At 70.9% G+C, this 18,568-nt stretch carries 14 protein-coding genes; 8 read left to right on the forward strand and 6 right to left on the reverse strand.

Annotated features, from left to right (window positions below; all coding sequences use genetic code 11):
• Positions 1–342: 342 nt before the first annotated feature.
• The 5 genes from ACFYNL_RS13135 (at position 343) to glgB (ending at position 9,977) form a co-directional block, all read left to right on the forward strand.
• A complete protein-coding gene (locus ACFYNL_RS13135) occupies positions 343–1,545 on the forward strand; it encodes a S8 family peptidase (protein ID WP_388801314.1) in 1,203 nt (400 codons plus the stop codon).
• A 264-nt stretch (positions 1,546–1,809) separates the two neighbouring features.
• Positions 1,810–3,921 (forward strand): alpha-1,4-glucan--maltose-1-phosphate maltosyltransferase, encoded by a 2,112-nt coding sequence (locus tag ACFYNL_RS13140; RefSeq protein WP_388801317.1) that lies wholly within the window; start codon positions 1,810–1,812, stop codon positions 3,919–3,921.
• On the forward strand, positions 3,918–5,618 hold the full coding sequence (gene treS / locus ACFYNL_RS13145) for a maltose alpha-D-glucosyltransferase (protein WP_388801321.1): 1,701 nt from the start codon (positions 3,918–3,920) through the stop codon (positions 5,616–5,618). The genes ACFYNL_RS13140 and treS overlap by 4 nt, the downstream gene beginning before the upstream one ends.
• 85 nt (positions 5,619–5,703) lie before the next feature.
• Positions 5,704–7,167, forward strand: a complete 1,464-nt coding sequence (locus ACFYNL_RS13150; protein ID WP_388801324.1) for a maltokinase — start codon at positions 5,704–5,706, stop codon at positions 7,165–7,167.
• Positions 7,164–9,977: a 1,4-alpha-glucan branching enzyme gene (gene glgB, locus ACFYNL_RS13155; protein WP_388801328.1), complete on the forward strand. Its 2,814-nt coding sequence runs from the start codon at positions 7,164–7,166 to the stop codon at positions 9,975–9,977. The genes ACFYNL_RS13150 and glgB overlap by 4 nt, the downstream gene beginning before the upstream one ends.
• A 182-nt stretch (positions 9,978–10,159) precedes the next feature.
• Here glgB and ACFYNL_RS13160 read toward each other — a convergent pair whose 3' ends face one another.
• The 4 genes from ACFYNL_RS13160 to ACFYNL_RS13175 form a co-directional block, all read right to left on the reverse strand.
• Positions 10,160–12,385: a HelD family protein gene (locus ACFYNL_RS13160; RefSeq protein WP_388801330.1), complete on the reverse strand. Its 2,226-nt coding sequence runs from the start codon at positions 12,383–12,385 to the stop codon at positions 10,160–10,162.
• A gap of 202 nt (positions 12,386–12,587) precedes the next feature.
• On the reverse strand, positions 12,588–12,902 hold the full coding sequence (locus ACFYNL_RS13165) for a thioredoxin family protein (protein ID WP_388802687.1): 315 nt from the start codon (positions 12,900–12,902) through the stop codon (positions 12,588–12,590).
• Between the two features lie 14 nt (positions 12,903–12,916).
• Positions 12,917–13,345, reverse strand: a complete 429-nt coding sequence (locus ACFYNL_RS13170; protein WP_388801333.1) for a MerR family transcriptional regulator — start codon at positions 13,343–13,345, stop codon at positions 12,917–12,919.
• Positions 13,346–13,373: 28 nt separating this feature from the next.
• Positions 13,374–13,883: an Lrp/AsnC family transcriptional regulator gene (locus tag ACFYNL_RS13175; protein WP_388801336.1), complete on the reverse strand. Its 510-nt coding sequence runs from the start codon at positions 13,881–13,883 to the stop codon at positions 13,374–13,376.
• Positions 13,884–13,929: 46 nt separating this feature from the next.
• Between ACFYNL_RS13175 and ACFYNL_RS13180 the strand changes: the two genes are divergently transcribed.
• Together ACFYNL_RS13180 and ACFYNL_RS13185 are read left to right on the forward strand one after the other, a co-directional pair.
• Positions 13,930–14,841, forward strand: a complete 912-nt coding sequence (locus tag ACFYNL_RS13180) for an NAD-dependent epimerase/dehydratase family protein (RefSeq protein ID WP_388801339.1) — start codon at positions 13,930–13,932, stop codon at positions 14,839–14,841.
• Position 14,842: 1 nt separating this feature from the next.
• Positions 14,843–15,733 (forward strand): aldo/keto reductase, encoded by an 891-nt coding sequence (locus ACFYNL_RS13185; protein WP_388801342.1) that lies wholly within the window; start codon positions 14,843–14,845, stop codon positions 15,731–15,733.
• 40 nt (positions 15,734–15,773) lie between these two features.
• Here ACFYNL_RS13185 and ACFYNL_RS13190 read toward each other — a convergent pair whose 3' ends face one another.
• On the reverse strand, positions 15,774–16,406 hold the full coding sequence (locus ACFYNL_RS13190; protein WP_388801345.1) for a maleylpyruvate isomerase family mycothiol-dependent enzyme: 633 nt from the start codon (positions 16,404–16,406) through the stop codon (positions 15,774–15,776).
• Between the two features lie 89 nt (positions 16,407–16,495).
• Here ACFYNL_RS13190 and ACFYNL_RS13195 point away from each other — a divergent pair, with 89 nt between their 5' ends.
• Positions 16,496–16,945 carry a MarR family winged helix-turn-helix transcriptional regulator gene (locus tag ACFYNL_RS13195; protein ID WP_388801348.1) on the forward strand — a complete coding sequence of 150 codons (450 nt, stop codon included), beginning with the start codon at positions 16,496–16,498 and terminating at the stop codon, positions 16,943–16,945.
• Between the two features lie 179 nt (positions 16,946–17,124).
• Here ACFYNL_RS13195 and ACFYNL_RS13200 read toward each other — a convergent pair whose 3' ends face one another.
• Positions 17,125–18,546, reverse strand: coding sequence for a cation:dicarboxylate symporter family transporter (locus ACFYNL_RS13200; RefSeq protein WP_388802690.1), 1,422 nt, complete (start codon positions 18,544–18,546; stop codon positions 17,125–17,127).
• Between the last annotated feature and the right edge of the window lie 22 nt (positions 18,547–18,568).

Raw genomic sequence — 18,568 nt, forward strand, 5'->3', positions numbered from 1 at the left:
TCGGCGCTTCGCTGGATGACGCACGACAGTGTGCGTCGTCGTGGTTCCTGACGGTACCGGCGCTCGTGTCACCCCCGCTGGGAGCTCTGCCCCCAGACCCCCGTTTCGGCCTGAACGGCGTCGTCCTGCCACGCCGGACGGCCGATATCGCCCACGTCCGTCCGAAAGCCGTCGCAACCTTTGCGCATCCCGTGGGGTCGATATGGCCGATTCCACCCCCGTAGGCGTCCTTGTGGCGGCTTCTCACGACGGGAGAGGCTGACGGGTGGCGCACCGGCCCCGGCCCGTGCACCCGGCGATCCGGGGCCGCGGTGCGCCGAGTCGAGGAGGGGAACCCACACCATGGCACGGACGCTTTCGCGGCGTCTGCGCGGGGCGGGTGGTCGGGCCGCGGTGATGTGTGTCGCCGCGCTCTCGGCCACCACCCTGCCCGCGCACGCCGCACCGGAGGGGCAGATACCGGGCGCCGCGGACCCCGGCGCCGTCAGCGGCAGTTACGTGGTGACACTCAACGGGGGAACGAAGGCTCTTTCGCCGGCCGGGAAGAGTCTCGCCGAGAAGTACGGGGTGAAAATAAGCCATACCTACGGCACCGTCCTCAACGGCTACGCGGTCCGCGCCGACGCGAGACAGGCAAGGCTGCTGGCGTCCGACTCCCGGGTCGCCTCGGTCGTCCAGGACACCCGCGTGACCCTCAGGCGCACGCAGCAGAACCCGCCGTCCTGGGGGCTCGACCGCATCGACCAGCCGAAGCCGCCGCTGGACGGGAGGTACACCTGGCCCGGGTCCGGGGGAGCCGGCGTGACCGTCTACGTCATCGACACCGGCATCCGCGTCTCGCACAAGGACTTCGGCGGCAGGGCGCACCACGGCTGGGACTTCGTGGGCGACGACAGGACGGCGGGTGACGGCAACGGCCACGGCACCCACGTCGCCGGCACCATCGCGGGCAGGCAGTACGGCGTCGCCAAGAAGGCGCAGGTGGTGGCCGTGCGCGTCCTCGACGACGCGGGGGGCGGCACCACGGCCGATGTCATCGCGGGCATCGACTGGGTGACCCGGCACGCGAAGAAGCCGGCCGTCGCCAACGTCAGCCTCGGCGGCCCCCGCAACGCCCAACTGGACGCGGCGGTACGCAACTCCATCGCCTCCGGTGTCACCTACACGGTCGCCGCGGGCAACGACGGGCTGCCGGCCGGCCTCTCCTCCCCGGCGGCGGTGGAGGAGGCCGTCACCGTCGGAGCCACCGACCGGAAGGACACGCGGGCGGCCTTCTCCAATTTCGGCCGTTCCCTGGACCTGTTCGCGCCGGGCGCCGCCATCACGTCGGCGTCGTACGCGAGCGACACCGGCAGGGCGACCTACTCCGGTACGTCGATGGCGTCACCGCACGCGGCGGGCGCTGCCGCGCTCTACCTCGCCGGCCATCCCAAGGCCCAACCCGCGCAGGTGGGGCGGGCGTTGGTGGCACGGGCGGTGACCGGGAAGGTTTCCGGTCGTGGGCTCGGTTCGCCGGACAGACTGCTGCGGGTACCGGCCTCCTAGGGGCTGTCGGCGGCGCGGCGCAGGCACCGGTCCCGTTCGTCCGGAACGGGGCCGGTCTTGTGTGTAGACATACGCGTGAGTAGTTAACAAAGTGCCGGATTGCGTACCCGAATAGGGTGGGAAGGCTCCTCCGGTACACCCCGCCCGTGCGCCCCCGGGCGCACACCCCCCACGCGGCACAGCCGCACAGCGACACAGCCACAACGCAGGACCCACCTCCCCACAGCAATCCGCCCACCAACGTTGACGCGGACAGGAGCGGTCATGCCCGCCATGCACCACCAGTCGTCACCCCCGACACGCAACGCAGTAGCACCCCCCGTACCCCGCACCGTCACCGCCGATCCCGGACCGCCCCGCGCGGAGCGACCCTTCGCGAGCGACACGGCCGGCGGCGTCGGGCGCATACCCGTCCTCGACGTCCGGCCGATGGTCCAGCAGGGGCGCAGGCCGGCCAAGGCCGTCACCGGCGAGTCCTTCGAGGTCTCGGCCACCGTGTTCCGCGAGGGCCACGACGCCGTGGCCGCCAACGTCGTGCTGACCGACCCGGACGGCCGGCCGGGCCCGTGGACGCCGATGCGGGAACTGGCCCCCGGCACCGACCGCTGGGGCGCCGTCGTCACCGCCGGTGAGCCCGGCCACTGGACCTACCGGGTCGAGGCCTGGGGCGATCCGGTCACGACCTGGCGGCACCACGCCCAGATCAAGATCCCGGCCGGGATGGACACCGACCTGGTCCTGGAGGAGGGCGCGCGCCTGTACGAGCGTGCGGCCGCCGGGGTGCCTGAGAGCGAGGGCCTACGGGAGGTGGTCCTCGGGGCCGTCCGCGCGCTGCGGGACGAGAGCCGGCCGGCCGCGTGGCGGCTGGCGGCGGCGCTGACACCCGAGGTGGACGCGGTGCTGGGGCGGTATCCGCTGCGGGACCTGGTCACCGCCTCGGACCCGCTGCCGCTGCTCGTGGAACGCGAACGCGCCCTGTACGGCGCCTGGTACGAGTTCTTCCCCCGTTCCGAGGGCACCGCCGACCGGCCCCACGGCACCTTCCGCACCGCCGCCCGCCGGCTGCCCGCGATCGCCGCCATGGGCTTCGACGTCGTCTACCTGCCACCCGTCCACCCCATCGGCACGACCCACCGCAAGGGCCCGGACAACACCCTGTCCGCCGGCCCCGACGACGTCGGCGTGCCCTGGGCGATCGGCTCCCCCGAGGGCGGCCACGACGCCGTCCACCCCGACCTGGGCACCATCGAGGACTTCGACCACTTCGTCGGCGCCGCCCGCGAACTGGGCCTGGAGATCGCCCTGGACTTCGCCCTGCAGTGCTCCCCCGACCACCCCTGGGTGCACAAACACCCCGAGTGGTTCCACCACCGCCCCGACGGCACCATCGCCCACGCCGAGAACCCGCCGAAGAAGTATCAGGACATCTACCCCATCGCCTTCGACGCCGACATGGACGGTCTGATCACCGAGACCCTGCGTGTCCTGCGGCACTGGATGGACCACGGGGTGCGTATCTTCCGCGTCGACAACCCCCACACCAAACCGGTCGTCTTCTGGCAGAAGGTGATCGCCGACATCAACCGCACCGACCCCGACGTGATCTTCCTGGCGGAGGCCTTCACCCGGCCGGCCATGATGCACACCCTGGCCCAGATCGGCTTCCAGCAGTCCTACACCTACTTCACCTGGCGCAACACCAAGCAGGAACTCACCGAGTACCTCACCGAACTGTCCGGGGAGGCCGCCGCCTACATGCGGCCCAACTTCTTCGCCAACACCCCCGACATCCTGCACGCCTACCTCCAGCACGGCGGACGCCCCGCCTTCGAGGTACGCGCCGTCCTGGCCGCGACCCTCTCGCCCACCTGGGGCATCTACAGCGGCTACGAACTGTGCGAGAACACCCCCCTGCGCGAGGGCAGCGAGGAGTACCTGCACTCGGAGAAGTACCAGCTGCGCCCCCGCGACTGGGAGACCGCCGAACGCGAGGGCCGCACCATCAGCCCCCTGATCACCAGGCTCAACACCATCAGGCGGGCGAGTCCGGCCCTACGGCAGCTACGCGACCTGCACTTCCACCACGCGGACCAGGAAGCGGTGATCGCGTACTCGAAGCGAAGCGGATCGAACACGGTTCTGGTGGTCGCCAACCTCGACCCCCACCACACCCAGGAGGCCACGGTCTCGTTGGACATGCCGCAACTCGGCCTGGACTGGCACGAGTCGGTGCCGGTGCGCGACGAGCTCACCGGTGAGACCTATCACTGGGGCAGGGCCAACTATGTGCGTCTGGAGCCGGGCCGCGCGCCCGCGCACATCTTCACCGTCCTGCGACCGTCCACCCCGCTGATCGGAGGGTCACCCACAACATGATCGTCAACGAGCCCGTTCAGGACACCTTCGAGGACACTCCCGCCAAGGACCGCGACCCGGACTGGTTCAAACGCGCCGTCTTCTACGAGGTGCTGGTCCGCTCCTTCCAGGACAGCAACGGCGACGGCGTCGGCGACCTCAAGGGCCTCACCGCCAAACTGGACTACCTGCAATGGCTCGGCGTCGACTGCCTGTGGCTGCCGCCGTTCTTCAAGTCACCGCTCAGGGACGGCGGCTACGACGTCTCCGACTACACCGCCGTCCTGCCCGAGTTCGGCGACCTGGCCGACTTCGTGGAGTTCGTCGACTCCGCCCACCAGCGCGGCATGCGGGTCATCATCGACTTCGTCATGAACCACACCAGCGACCAGCACCCGTGGTTCCAGGAGTCCCGCAAGGACCCCAACGGCCCCTACGGCGACTACTACATGTGGGCCGACGACGACAAGCAGTACGGCGACGCCCGCATCATCTTCGTCGACACCGAGGTCTCCAACTGGACCTTCGACCCGGTCCGCAAGCAGTACTTCTTCCACCGCTTCTTCTCCCACCAGCCGGACCTCAACTACGAGAACCCGGCCGTCCAGGAGGAGATCCTTTCCGCACTGAAGTTCTGGCTGGACCTGGGAATCGACGGTTTCCGGCTGGACGCCGTGCCCTATCTGTACGCGGAAGAGGGCACGAACTGCGAGAACCTCCCGGCCACCCATGAGTTTCTGAAACGGGTGCGGAAGGAGATCGACGCCCACTACCCGGACACGGTGCTGCTGGCGGAGGCCAACCAGTGGCCGGAGGACGTCGTCGACTACTTCGGCGATTTCCGCAGCGGTGGCGACGAGTGCCACATGGCGTTCCACTTCCCCGTGATGCCGCGGATCTTCATGGCGGTGCGGCGGGAATCGCGCTATCCGGTCTCGGAGATCCTCGCCAAGACCCCGGCCATCCCGTCGGGCTGCCAGTGGGGCATCTTCCTGCGCAACCACGACGAGCTGACCCTCGAAATGGTCACCGACGAAGAGCGCGACTACATGTACGCGGAATATGCCAAGGACCCGCGGATGCGGGCCAACATCGGCATCCGCCGCAGGCTCGCCCCCCTGCTGGACAACGACCGCAACCAGATCGAGCTGTTCACCGCCCTGTTGCTGTCGCTGCCCGGCTCGCCGATCCTCTACTACGGCGACGAGATCGGCATGGGCGACAACATCTGGCTCGGCGACCGCGACGCCGTCCGCACGCCCATGCAGTGGACGCCCGACCGCAACGCCGGCTTCTCGTCGAGCGACCCGGGGCGGCTGTTCCTGCCCACGATCATGGACCCGGTCTACGGCTACCAGGTCACGAACGTCGAGGCGTCGATGTCCTCGCCGTCCTCTCTGCTGCACTGGACGCGCCGGATGATCGAGATCCGCAAACAGAATCCGGCGTTCGGACTCGGTTCCTACACGGAACTCCAGTCGTCGAATCCGGCGGTGATCGCATTCCTGCGTGAATACGAGGACGATCTCGTCCTGTGCGTGAACAACTTCTCGCGGTTCGCGCAGCCGACGGAACTGGATCTGCGGCGGTTCACCGGGCGACATCCGGTCGAGCTGTTCGGCGGGGTGCGATTCCCGGCCATCGGTGAACTGCCGTACTTGCTGACCCTCGGCGGGCACGGCTTCTACTGGTTCCGGTTGCGCAAGGAAGCCGCCTGAGACCCCGGGCGGGGCGGTTTCCTCCGCCCCGCCCGGGGCACGCATCAGTAACACCCCGACCGGCCCGGGGAAAGGACGCGACGCCATGTCGGAAGCCGTCACCCGTACCTTTACGACCTCTCCCGGTCTCCTTCCCTCGTTGGAGCCGCTGCTGCGGGAGTGGTTGCCACGACAGCGCTGGTTCGCGGGCAAGGGGCGTCCGGTCACCGGGTTCTCACTGGTGGCGGCCACCGAGCTGCTGCCGCCCGGCGGCAGGCTGGGCCTGTACCACCTGCTGGTGCGCGCCCATCAGCCACTCGCGCCCGTGCCGGGCGCCGCCGAGCAGCCCGCGGACTGCTACCAGCTCCTCATAGGCGAGCGCGAGGCGTTGCCGCAGCGGCTGGCGCCCGCGCTGATCGGACACGTCGCCGACGGCCCGCTCGCCGGACGCACGGTGTACGACGCCCTGTACGACCCCCGCCCCGCCGAGCTGCTTCTTGAGGCGCTGCGCACCGAAGCCCGGATCGGCGGTCTGCGGTTCGAGCGGGAGGGGGGTCAGGAGATCCGGTCCGGTCTGGTGCCGCGCCTGCTCACGTCCGAGCAGTCGAACTCGTCGGTGGTGTACGGCGATACGTTCATCCTGAAGTTGCTGCGTCGCGTCGTCCCCGGCGTCAACCCCGACCTGGAGCTGCCGCTGGCGCTGGCCCGCGAGAGCTGCGACCGGGTGCCCGCGCCGACGGCGTGGATCCGGGCGGAGCTGGCCGGCGAGCCGTACGTCCTGGGCGTCCTGCAGCCCTTCGTGCAGGGCGCGACGGACGGCTGGGAGCTGGCGCTGCGCGAGCTGGCCAAGGGCGAGGACTTCGCCGCCGCGGCCCGGGCGCTCGGCCGCGCGACCGCGGAGGTGCACATGGCGCTGGCCCGCACGCTGCCGACCGTGACCCTGCAGCACGCGCAGGTGCAGCAGCTGGTCGACGGCATGGTCGAGCGGCTGGACGCGGCCGCGCAGGCGGTGCCCGCGCTGCGGCCGTACGCGCCCGACCTGCGGTCCGCCTTCGCGGCGCTGGCCGATCTCGCCGCCGAGGGGTGCACCTGGACCGCCCAGCGCATCCACGGCGACCTGCACCTCGGGCAGTGCCTGCGCTCGCCCGCCGGACGGTGGTGGCTGATCGACTTCGAGGGCGAGCCGTCGAAGCCGCTGGCCGAGCGCCGGATGCCGCAGCCGCCGGTGCGCGACGTCGCCGGGATGCTGCGCTCCTTCGACTACGCCGCCCACTCGGCCGACCCGCCGGTACCGGGCTGGGCGGACGCCTGCCGGGCCGCGTACTGCTCCGGGTACGCGCAGGTCAGCGGGGTCGATCCGCGGACCGATCCGGTGCTGCTGCGCGCGTACGAGACCGACAAGGCGATCTACGAGGTCGTCTACGAGGCCCGTCACCGCCCCGACTGGCTCCCGGTACCGCTGTCGGCGATACGCCGCCTCGCCGCGGACGACGGTCCCCCGGCGCCCGCGGCTCCCGCCCCCGCCCCCACCCCCGTATCCCCACCCTCGCCTAGGAGGCCCCGCCCGTGACCCCCCGCACCACTTCTTCTTCCAGCGGTTCGGACCCGCAGCTGACGGCCGACGCACCGGCCGTGGAGACGACCGAGGAGAAGGCCGAGAAGAGCGTCGCCAAGAAGGTGACGACAAGGGCCGCCGAGAAGGCCGCGGAGGCCGTGAGGAAGGGGACGGCGAAGAAGGCGGCCACGAAGACCGCCGCGGCCGGGAAGACGACCGCGAAGAAGACGACCGCCAAGAAGGCCGCGGCGAAGAAGGCCACGGCCAAGAAGACGGCAGCCGCGAAGGCACCAGCCAAGAAGACGGCAGCCAAGAAGACGGCCGCCGCGAAGACCACCGCGAAGAAGACGGCCGCGGAGAAGACGGCCGCGGAGAAGGCCACGGCCAAGAAGGCGACCGCGAAGAAGGCCGTCGCGAAGAGCACGGCTGCCAAGAAGGCCGCCCCCGCGGGCAAGGACGCCACGAAGAAGATCCCCGCGCAGAAGGCCACCGCCAAGAAGATCCCCGCGCAGAAGGCCACCCCCCGGAAGGCCACGGCGGGCGAGCCCGCGGCAGGCAAGGCCACCGCACCGCACTCCGCCCCGCCGCCGGGAACGCCCGTCACCGTCTCCCCCGTCGCCGCCTCTGCCCCCCTCGGCGCCTGCGCGCTCGACGCGTCCGACCGCGACCGCCTCCTCGGCGGCACGCATCACGACCCGCACTCCGTCCTGGGCGCGCATCCGGCACCCGGTGGTGTCGCCCTGCGTGCCTTCCGGCCGTACGCCCTGTCGGTGACCGTCGTCGCCGCAGGCCTGCGGGCGGAACTGCACGACGACGGGGAGGGCTTCTTCTCGGGGCTGCTGCCGCTGCGGGAGGTGCCCGACGGCTACCGGCTGCTCGTGGCGTACGAGGGGACGCTCCAGGAGACCGAGGACGCGTACCGCTTCCTGCCCGCGCTGGGCGACCTCGACCTCCATCTGATCGGCGAGGGCCGCCACGAGCAGCTGTGGCGGGCGCTCGGCGCCGAGCCGATGACCCACCAGGGTGTGACCGGAACCCGCTTCACGGTGTGGGCGCCGAACGCACGTGGCGTGTCCCTCGCCGGCACCTTCAACTACTGGGACGGCACGGGGTACCCGATGCGCTCGCTCGGCGGCACCGGCGTCTGGGAGCTGTTCGTGCCCGGCATCGGCGAGGGCGAGCTGTACAAGTTCGAGATCACCCGGCCGGACGGCTCGAAGACCCTGCGCGCCGACCCGATGGCCCGCCGTACGCAGGCCCCGCCCGAGACGTCGTCCATCGTGCACGCCTCGCACCACGAGTGGGGGGACGACGAGTGGCTGGCGCGACGCGCGGAGCGGCCCGCGCACGAGGCGCCGTTCTCGGTCTACGAGGTCCACCTGGGGTCCTGGCGACCGGGGCTGACGTACCGTCAACTCGCCGAGCAGCTGCCCGCGTACGTCAAGGACCTGGGCTTCACCCACGTCGAGCTGATGCCGGTCGCCGAGCACCCCTTCGGCGGTTCCTGGGGCTACCAGGTCACCGGCTTCTACGCGCCCACGGCCCGCCTCGGCACCCCCGACGACTTCAAGTACCTGGTCGACTCCCTGCACCGGGCCGGCATCGGCGTGCTGATGGACTGGGTGCCGGCGCACTTCCCGCGCGACGACTGGGCGCTGGCGGAGTTCGACGGGCGTCCGCTGTACGAGCACGAGGATCCGCTGCGGTCCGCGCACCCGGACTGGGGCACGCTGGAGTTCGACTACGGCCGCCGGGAGGTGCGCAACTTCCTGGTCGCCAACGCCCTGTACTGGTGCGAGGAGTTCCACATCGACGGCCTGCGCGTGGACGCGGTCGCCTCCATGCTCTACCTGGACTACTCGCGTGAGCCGGGCCAGTGGGTGCCGAACGAGCACGGCGGGCGGGAGAACCTGGACGCGGTGGCGTTCCTGCAGGAGATGAACGCCACGGTGTACCGGCGGGTTCCGGGGGTCGTGACCATCGCGGAGGAGTCCACGGCCTGGGACGGCGTGACCCGCCCGACGCATGCGGCCGGGCCCGGCGGCTTCGGGGGCCTCGGCTTCGGGCTGAAGTGGAACATGGGCTGGATGCACGACTCGCTTCAGTACATGGCCAAGGAGCCGGTGCACCGCAAGTACCACCACGACGAGATGACGTTCTCGATGGTGTACGCCTACAGCGAGAACTACGTCCTGCCCATCTCCCACGACGAGGTGGTGCACGGCAAGCGGTCACTGGTGTCGAAGATGCCCGGCGACTGGTGGCAGCAGCGCGCCAACCACCGCGCCTACCTGGGCTTCATGTGGGCCCACCCGGGCAAGCAACTGCTCTTCATGGGGCAGGAGTTCGCGCAGGGCGCCGAGTGGTCCGAGGCGCACGGCCCGGACTGGTGGCTGCTGGATCCGGCGTACGGGGCGGAGGCGGACCACCGGGGGGTGCGGGATCTGGTCCGCGACCTCAACACGGTCTACCGGCACACTCCGGCGCTCTGGCAGCGGGACACCGACCCGTCCGGGTTCGAGTGGGTGGTCGGGGACGCCGCCGACGACAACGTCTTCGCGTTCCTGCGCTACGACGCGGAGGGGGCTCCGCTGCTGGCGGTGTCGAACCTGTCTCCGGTCGTGCGGCACGAGTACCGGCTCGGGGTGCCGGACGATGTCCCCGCGTGGCACGAGACGCTGAACACCGACGCCGCGCGGTATGGCGGCAGCGATGTGACGAACCCCGACCCGATCAAGCCGGAGGCGCAGCCGTGGCACGGCCGCGCCGCGAGTATCCGGTTGACGTTGCCCCCGTTGGCGACGGTGTGGCTGCGCCCTGCGTAGTTCTGCGCCCCCGCCGCCCCTAGCCGTTCCCGTTCCCTGGGGGCTGCCGCCCCCGGACCCCGCTCCGGCCCTGAAGGGGCCTCGTCCTCAAGCGCCGGACGGGCTGAAAGACCAGCCCCTCCGGCGCTTGAGGAGCGGGGGTCCAAGGGCGGATCCCCCTGGCTGGCGGGGGCGAGACCGGTTCAGGCGGTGGCCAGTGCCCTCGGCAGGCGACCCGTGTGCAGCACCCCGAGCCGCTGCGTCGCCCGCGTCAACGCCACGTACAGATCACTCGTGCCGTACAACCCCGGCTCCACCACCAGCACCGAGTCGAACTCCAGCCCCTTCGACTGGCGCGGGTCGAGCAGCACGACGGTCCGTGTGAGGTCGGGCTGCTCCCCCGCCGTCACCCCGTCCAACCCCGCCGCCAGCCTGCGGTGCAGATGGCGCGGCGCGATGACCGCGAGCCGGCCCTCGGCCGGGGTCAGTTCCCGGACCGCCTCGGCCACGGCGCCGGGCAGGTCGTCGGTGGCCCGTACCCACGGCCGTACCCCGGTCGAGCGCACCGAGCTCGGCGGCTCGAAGTCGGGGTCCTCGGCACGTACCACGGCCGCCGCGAGCTCCATGATCTCGGCCGGGGTGCGGTAGTTGACGCCGAGGCGGGTGTGCTCCCAGCGGTCCTCGACGTACGGCGCGAGGATCTTCGACCACGAGCCGACACCCGCCGCCTCCGCCGTCTGGGCCGGGTCGCCGACCAGCGTCATGGAGCGGGTCGGGCAGCGCCGCATGAGCAGCCGCCAGGCCATCGGCGACAGCTCCTGGGCCTCGTCGACGATGATGTGCCCGAACGCCCAGGTCCGGTCGGCCGCGGCCCGCTCGGCGGCGCTGCGGTGGTCGTCCTCCTCGTGGCGTTCGGCGAAGCGCTCGGCGTCGATGATGTCGTGCGCGGAGAGGACCTCGGAGCCGTCGGGGTCGCCGTCCTCCTTGTCCTCGAACTCGTACGTCCGGGAGGCGTACGACACGTCCAGCACGCCCTGCGCGTAGGCGATCTGCGTCTGTCGCTCGCGCTCGGCCCGTGCCCGCGCCACCCGGTCGTCCTCGCCGAGCAGCTCGGCGGCCTCGTCGAGCAGCGGCACGTCCGCCACGGTCCAGGCCCGCGTGACCGGGCGGCGGACGGCGGCGGCGTCCTCGTCGGGGAGGTAGCCCACGGGGTCGGCGAGGAAGTCGGCGACCAGCCGCTGCGGTGTCAGGCGCGGCCACAACTGGTCGATGGCGGCCCAGACCTCGGGGTTCTCGGCGATCTCGTCCCGGATCTGGGTGATGTCACTGGCGTCCAGCAGGTTGGTGCCGTCGTAGGGGTCGGTGCCGACGCGTTCGGCGTACAGCTCGGTGAGCGTGTTGAGGATGTGGCCCTCGAAGTGCTCGCGGGCGACGTTGTGCGGCAGCTTGGCGGCGCGGGTGCGCTCACGGGCCACTCGGACGAGGTCGTCGTCGAGCATCAGCACCTCGCGGTCGTGCTCGATCGCGATCACCGGGTCGGGCAGTGCCTGCCAGTCGCGGACGACCTCGGCGAGCACGTCCGCCATGTCGGCACGGCCCTTGACCGCGGCCGCCTCCCGGGTGTCGGTCGCCGTCGCCCGTACGCCGGGGAACAGTTCGCCGACCGTGGCCAGCAGCACGCCGGTCTCTCCGAGCGAGGGCAGCACCTCGCCGATGTAGCCGAGGAACGCGGGGTTGGGTCCGACGATGAGGACCGCCCGTTTGGCCAGCAGTTCCCGGTACTCGTACAGCAGGTAGGCGGCGCGGTGCAGGGCGACGGCCGTCTTGCCGGTGCCGGGGCCGCCCTCGACGACCAGGACACCGCGGTGGGGTGCCCGGATGATCTCGTCCTGCTCGGCCTGGATGGTCTGCACGATGTCGTTCATCCGGCCGGTGCGCGCCGAGTTGAGCGCGGCGAGCAGGACGGCGTCGCCGGTCGGGTCCTCGTGGCCGGTCCTCTCCTGGTCGCCCAGGTCGAGGATCTCGTCGTGCAGGGCGGTGACCGTACGGCCGCTGGTGGTGATGTGCCGCCTGCGCCTGATGCCCATCGGGGTGTGGCCGGTGGCCAGGTAGAAGGGGCGGGCGACGTCGGCGCGCCAGTCGATCAGGATCGGCGTGCGCTCGACGTCGTCGGTGCGCAGGCCGATGCGGCCGATGTGGTGGTGGACGCCCGAGGACAGGTCGATCCGGCCGAAGCAGAGCGAACCGTCCACGGCGTTCAGAGCGGCGAGCAGTCCGGACCGCTCGGCGACCAGGATGTCCCGCTCCAGCCGGGCCTGCATGGGCTTGTCACCCTGGGCGAGCGCGTCCGTGACACCGGCCTCGGTGTCACCGCGCAGGGCGTCCACGCGCGCGTACAGGCCGTCGATGAATTCCTGCTCGCGCCGCATTTCACCGTCTTGGAATTCGGTGTTTGACAATTCCACTCCCGCCCGGATATACTGTGCTCACTGAACTTGTCCGCGACCACCCATTGTGAAGTCGCGAACCATTGAATATACCTAAAGAAATCCCCCGAGCGCAATTGCTCGGGGGATTTTCTGTATTCCGGTTCCGGTGGGTCGAGACCTCGTCGGATCGGACCGCGTCGGATCAGATCACGTCGGCCAGTTCCTCCAGCAGCCGCCGCTTGGACCGCGCCCCCACCATCGACAGCACGGGCTCACCGCCGCGGAAGACCATGAACGTCGGCATCGACAGCACCTTGTACGCGTTCGTGGTCAGCGGGTTGGTGTCCACGTCCAGCTGGACCACCTTGAGCCGCTCCCCCTCCTCCTGCGCGAGCGCGCTGAGCACCGGCCCCATCTGCCGGCACGGCGGGCACCAGTCCGCGGTGAACTCCACCAGCACCGGCAGCTCCGCTCCGATCACCTCCGCCCCGAAATCCGCGTCCGTCACCTCGGCCACGCCCGCCGCCCTGATCACAGCTCCCGCCCTCCCAGTTCGCACAACGGCTCCGGACCACCCGGAGCCAGCGCGTCGGCGGCCAGCTCGTCCCGCGCCGCCTCCGCGCGCGCCAGCTGCGCCCCGACCTTCGCCCGCACCGCCTGCAACTCGCCGATCAGCGCGTCGAGTTCGTCCAGCTTGCGCCGGTAGACAGCGAGCGACGCCGGGCAGGAGTCGCCCTCCGGATGCCCGGCCCGCAGGCACTCCACGAACGGCCGGGTCTCCTCCAGCTCGAACCCGAAGTCCTGGAGCGTCCGGATCTGGCGGAGCAGTTCGAGATCGCTCTCGTCGTACGTCCGGTATCCGTTCTCCCCGCGCCGCGCGGGCAGCAGCCCGCGCGCCTCGTAGTACCGCAGCGCCCGCGTCGTGGTCCCGGCCCGTGCGGCCAGCTCGCCGATTCGCATACGTCGAACGTAAGCCTTGACGCCGACGTCAGGGCAACAGCGGTTTTCGCTCCACCGGGGAGGTGAGCACGATCGAGGTCGTCGTACGCCCGAGCGCGGAGATCTCCTCCAGGACATGCTCCAGGTGGACGGTGTCCCGGACGGCGACCTTGAGGATCCAGCAGTCCTCGCCGACGACATGGTGCACCTCGGTGATCTCCGGGCGCTCGATGAGCTCCAGGGTCCTCGGGTGCTTGAGGTTGTAACCGCCGTGCGGGTTGACCCGGATGAAGGCCTGGATGCCGTAGCCCAGCCGGGCCGGGACGACATGGGCGCCGTAGCCGTTGATCGCACCGGACGCCTCCAGTCTCCGCACCCGCTCGGTGACGGCGGCCGGGCTCAGCCGCACCCGGCGGCCCAGCTCGCTCAGCTTGATCCGGCCGTCGGTCTGGAGCAGCTCCAGGATCTGCCGGTCCAGCGCGTCGAAGGCCGCCGAAGTTTCGTCGGCGGCGGCCCGCAGATGCCGTGGTTCTTTCGGTGCGTTGACCTGAACTCCCATGGTTCCCCCTTCAGGACGTCGTGGTGTGCCAGGAAAAATTATGGTCATGGAAAAGGCACGGGAAGTACTGGTCATCGGCGGCAACCGCTATTTCGGCAAGCGGCTGATCGCGCGTCTGCTCGCCGCCGGGGACCGGGTGACGGTCCTGAACCGGGGGTCGTCGCCGCCACCGCCGGGGACGGTGCATCTGGTCGCCGACCGCGACGACGAGAAATCCCTGACGGACGCCCTCGGTTCGCGCGTCTTCGACGTCGTCGTCGACCAGGTCTGCTACACCCCGCGGCAGGCGGACGTCGCCCGCCGGATCTTCACCGGCCGCACCCGCCGCTACGTCATGACCTCGACCGTCGAGGTGTACGAGTACGAGGACGCGCCCGCGCTCGTACGGGAGGGGGCCGTCGACGCGCGCACGGTCCACGTCGACCTCGACCTCCCCTGGACGGAACCGGAGTTCCTCACGGCCCACTACGGCGAGGGCAAGCGCCAGGCGGAGGCGGTGCTCGCCGCGGACCCCGCGTTCCCGTACACGGCCGTGCGCGTCGCCCACGTCCTGGGCGGGGACGACGACTTCACCGGCCGGCTGGACCACTACGCCGAGCGGATCCGCGGCGGCACGCCGATCTCCGTGCCCACCGACAACCGGCCGGCCACCTACATCCACGTCGAGGAGATCGCCGACTTCCTGTTCTGGGCCGCGGGCGAGGACTTCACGGGCCCGGTCAACGCGGCCTCCCACGGGCTGCTGACCACTCAGGAGCTGTGCGACGCGGTGGCCGCGCACGTCCCGGACGGCAAGGCGGTGTTCCAGGCCGTCGAGGTCGGCGAGGTCTCCCCGTTCTCCTTCCGCCGCTCCTACGGCATGGACAACTCCCGGGCCGCCCGGCTCGGCTTCCCCTTCGGCCGGACCCGGCAGTGGCTGCCGCGGGCCGTCGCCGAGACTCTCGGAAAGGGCGACTGACATGCGGTACCGCACACTCGGCGACGTACGGGTGAGTGCCGTCGGGCTCGGCGCGATGCCGCTGTCCATCGAGGGCCGGCCGGACGAGGAACGCGCCCTGGCCACCGTGCGCGCCGCCCTGGACGCGGGCGTGACGCTGCTGGACACGGCGGACTCGTACCACCTGCCCGGGGCCGGCCCCGGTCACAACGAGCGGCTCGTGGCGCGCGCACTCAAGGGTGCCGCCTCGGACGTACTGGTGGCCACGAAGGGGGGCCGCGGCCGGTCCGCCGACGGCGGCTGGACGGTGAACGGCGACCCACGCCACCTGAAGTCGGCCGCCGAGGGCTCCCTCAAGCGGCTCGGCGTCGACACCATCGACCTCTACCAGCTGCACAAGCCCGACCCCGCCGTGCCCTTCGAGGAGTCGGTGGGCGCGCTGCGCGAGCTGCTCGACGAGGGCAAGATCCGACTCGCCGGCATCTCCAACGCGGACGTGGGGCAGATCCTGGTGGCCCGCGAGATCCTGGGAGACCGACTGGTCTCGGTGCAGAACCGGTACTCACCCGCCGTGCGCGACAGCGAGCCGGAACTGCGGCTGTGCGCCGAACTGGGGCTCGCGTTCCTGCCGTGGAGCCCGCTGGGCGGCATCTCCCGCAGTTCCCTGGACGGACCGGCACCGACCGGGGGCGAGGTGCGCTTCGGCGCCTTCCACGCCGTGGCGGCCGCACATGGCGTCAGCCCTCAACAGGTCTGCCTCGCCTGGTTGTCGGCGAAGTCACCCACCGTCATCCCGATCCCGGGCGCGAGCCGGCCCGAGACGATCCGGGACTCCGCCGCCGCGGCGGGGCTGCAGCTGAGCCCGGCGGAGCTGGCACTGCTGGACGGCGACGGGACCACTCGGACGAGCTGAACACCCACCGAGGCGGACCCCGCGCCCGGACCCGTCCCCGTCACTCCCCCGGCGCGGCAGCCGGACGGGCGAACCACTCACGGGCCGCATCCGGGCGGCCGGTGAGCAGCAGGAGGAGGCCGGCGATCGGGCCGCGGACCTCCTCGCCCTCGCCCCGCGTCCACTCGATGTCGGTGGCGACCAGCCGGGCCCGCGGGAGCGGCCAGGGGCGGGGCGGGAAGCGCATGGTCCACACGCGGTCGGCGGCGTCACGGGCGGCGTGCGGGGGCATCGGGCGTGCACGGCCGAGCGCCAGGGCGATGTCCTGACCGTGGACGAGGATGTCGAGCAGGGGTTCGCGGGGCGAGGTGGTGGGGGCGAGGGCGCGGGAACCGATGATCGAGCGCAGGTTGGCGACGATCTCGGCGACGGGCAGCCGGGCCTCACGCACCGCCGAGTCATGGACCATCCGGTTCCAGTTCCCCCGGGCGCGGACCATCTCCCGTACGCCGTCCCGGTAACTGAAGCGCGCCGCCATGGTCAGATGCGCGGCGACGTCCCGCACCCGCCAGCCGCCGCATCGCGTCGGCGTCTCCCACTCCTCGGGGCTCAGGTCCTCCAGCAGGTCGGCCAGGCTGGCACGCTCCCGGTCGACGATCTGCCAGCGCTCGTCCACACCCAGCACGACACCCATGGGACCACCCACCCACTCAAGTGGTAAGCTTCTCTGACCAAATTAGTCAGAGACTCTGACCGAAGTCAAGACGGCAGGAGGCGCCGGGCATGGTGGCGGAGAGCGAACTCAACACGGGTGTGCTCCTGTTCCTCCCTTACCGCGCCCTGGAGAACCGTGTCTTCGCCGCCCTCGCCGAAGCCGGCTTCGACGACTTCACGCCCGCGCAGGCGCGGGTCATGCAGCGCATCGGCCCGAACGGGACGCGCCTGACCGAGCTGGCGGAACAGGCCCAGGTCACCAAGCAGACGGCGGGCTTCCTGGTCGACCAGCTGGAGAAGGCCGGCTATGTGCGCCGGATACCGGACCCCACCGACAGACGGGCCCGGCTGGTGTGCGGGGCGCAGAAGGCCCGGGCCGCCAAGGAGGTCGCCGACGCGGTGGTCGCCGAGGTGGAGAAGGAGTGGGAGGAGCACCTCGGGAAGCGGCGGATGAAGCAGCTGCGGGAGGCGCTGACCCTGCTGCGGGAGATCACGGACCCCTGGGCCCAGGACCCGTGACGCCGTCAGGCGCACGGCGGTTGCCGTGCGCCTGAGTCGCGGTCCGGGGAGGCGGGGCGACGAACGCCGACCGGGCGGCTGCGCGACGGGGGAGCGTCTCAGCCGCCCGGAGGGCGATGGCCGGGTGTCCGGCCCCGGTTCAGGCGGGGCCGGACACCCGGAGCGGGTGGGGCCGGAGGTCAGGCCTTGGCGAGTTCCTTCTCGCCGCCCTGTTCGGGCACCTCGGCCGGGGCGCCGTGACCGTGGCCGTCGTCCAGGAGCGTCGTCTCGTCGAACGGCAGCTGCCCGGCGAGCACCTGGTTGACCTTCTCCTTGTCGATCTCCTTCGTCCACGTGCCGATCAGGACCGTGGCCACCGCGTTACCCGCGAAGTTCGTCAGGGCGCGGGCCTCGCTCATGAAGCGGTCGATGCCGACGATGAGGCCGATGCCGTCCACGAGGGCGGGCTTGTGCGACTGAAGACCACCGGCCAGCGTGGCCAGGCCCGCGCCGGTGACACCGGCGGCGCCCTTCGAGGCGACCAGCAGGAACAGCAGCAGCGGGATCTGCTCGCTCACCGACATCGGCGTGCCCATGGCGTCGGCGATGAACAGGGACGCCATGGTCATGTAGATCATGGTGCCGTCGAGGTTGAAGGAGTAGCCGGTCGGGACGGTGATGCCGACGACCGGCTTGCTGACGCCGAGGTGCTCCATCTTCGCGATGAGGCGCGGCAGCGCGGACTCGGAGGAGGAGGTCGACAGGATGAGCAGGAACTCACGGCCCAGGTACTTGAAGAGCGTGAGGATGTTGAGGCCGGCGACGATCCGCAGCAGCGCGCCGAGCACGATGAAGACGAAGAGGAAGCAGGTGACGTAGAAGCCGAGCATCAGGATGGCGAGCTGCTTGAGCGCGTCCAGTCCGGCGGACCCGGTGACGGCGGCGATGGCACCGAACGCGCCGATCGGGGCGGCCCACATCACCATGCCGAGGATGCGGAAGACCAGGCGCTGGATGTGCTCGATCCCGCGCAGGATCGGCTCTCCGGCCGAGCCCATGGCCTGCAGCGCGAATCCGGCGAGCAGGGCGACGAGCAGGGTCTGCAGGACCGACTCCGAGGTGAAGGCGGAGACGATCGTGGTCGGGATGATGCCGAGCAGGAACTCGGTGGTGTCCTTGGCCTCGGCGTCGACCTGCGCGTGCCCGGCGTCCTTGACGGCGTCGGTGACCGCGAGCCCGGTGCCCGGCTCCAGGATGTTGCCGACGACGAGACCGATACCGAGCGCGACCAGCGACATCGCCAGGAAGTAGACCATCGCGATACCGCCGACGGCGCCGACCTTGGCGGCCTTGCGTACCGAGCCGATACCCAGCACGATCGTGCAGAAGATGATCGGCGAGATCATCATCTTGATCAGGTTCACGAAGCCCGTACCGATGGGCTTCAGCTCCACCGCGAAGTCGGGTGCGACCAGACCCACGGTGATACCGAGGGCCACCGCGATGATCACGGCGATGTAGAGGTAGTGCGTGCGGTCCCGCTTGGCGACGGGTGCGGCAGGTGCCGTATCGGGGGAACTGGCGGCGGCCACGGCTGCCCTCCTTGACGTCTTCGTCGGCATCACCGGCGTGCGGCTCACGTCC

Origin of the sequence: Streptomyces sp. NPDC007808 (assembly GCF_042868655.1) — a bacterium.
Taxonomy (GTDB): Bacteria; Actinomycetota; Actinomycetes; order Streptomycetales; family Streptomycetaceae; genus Streptomyces.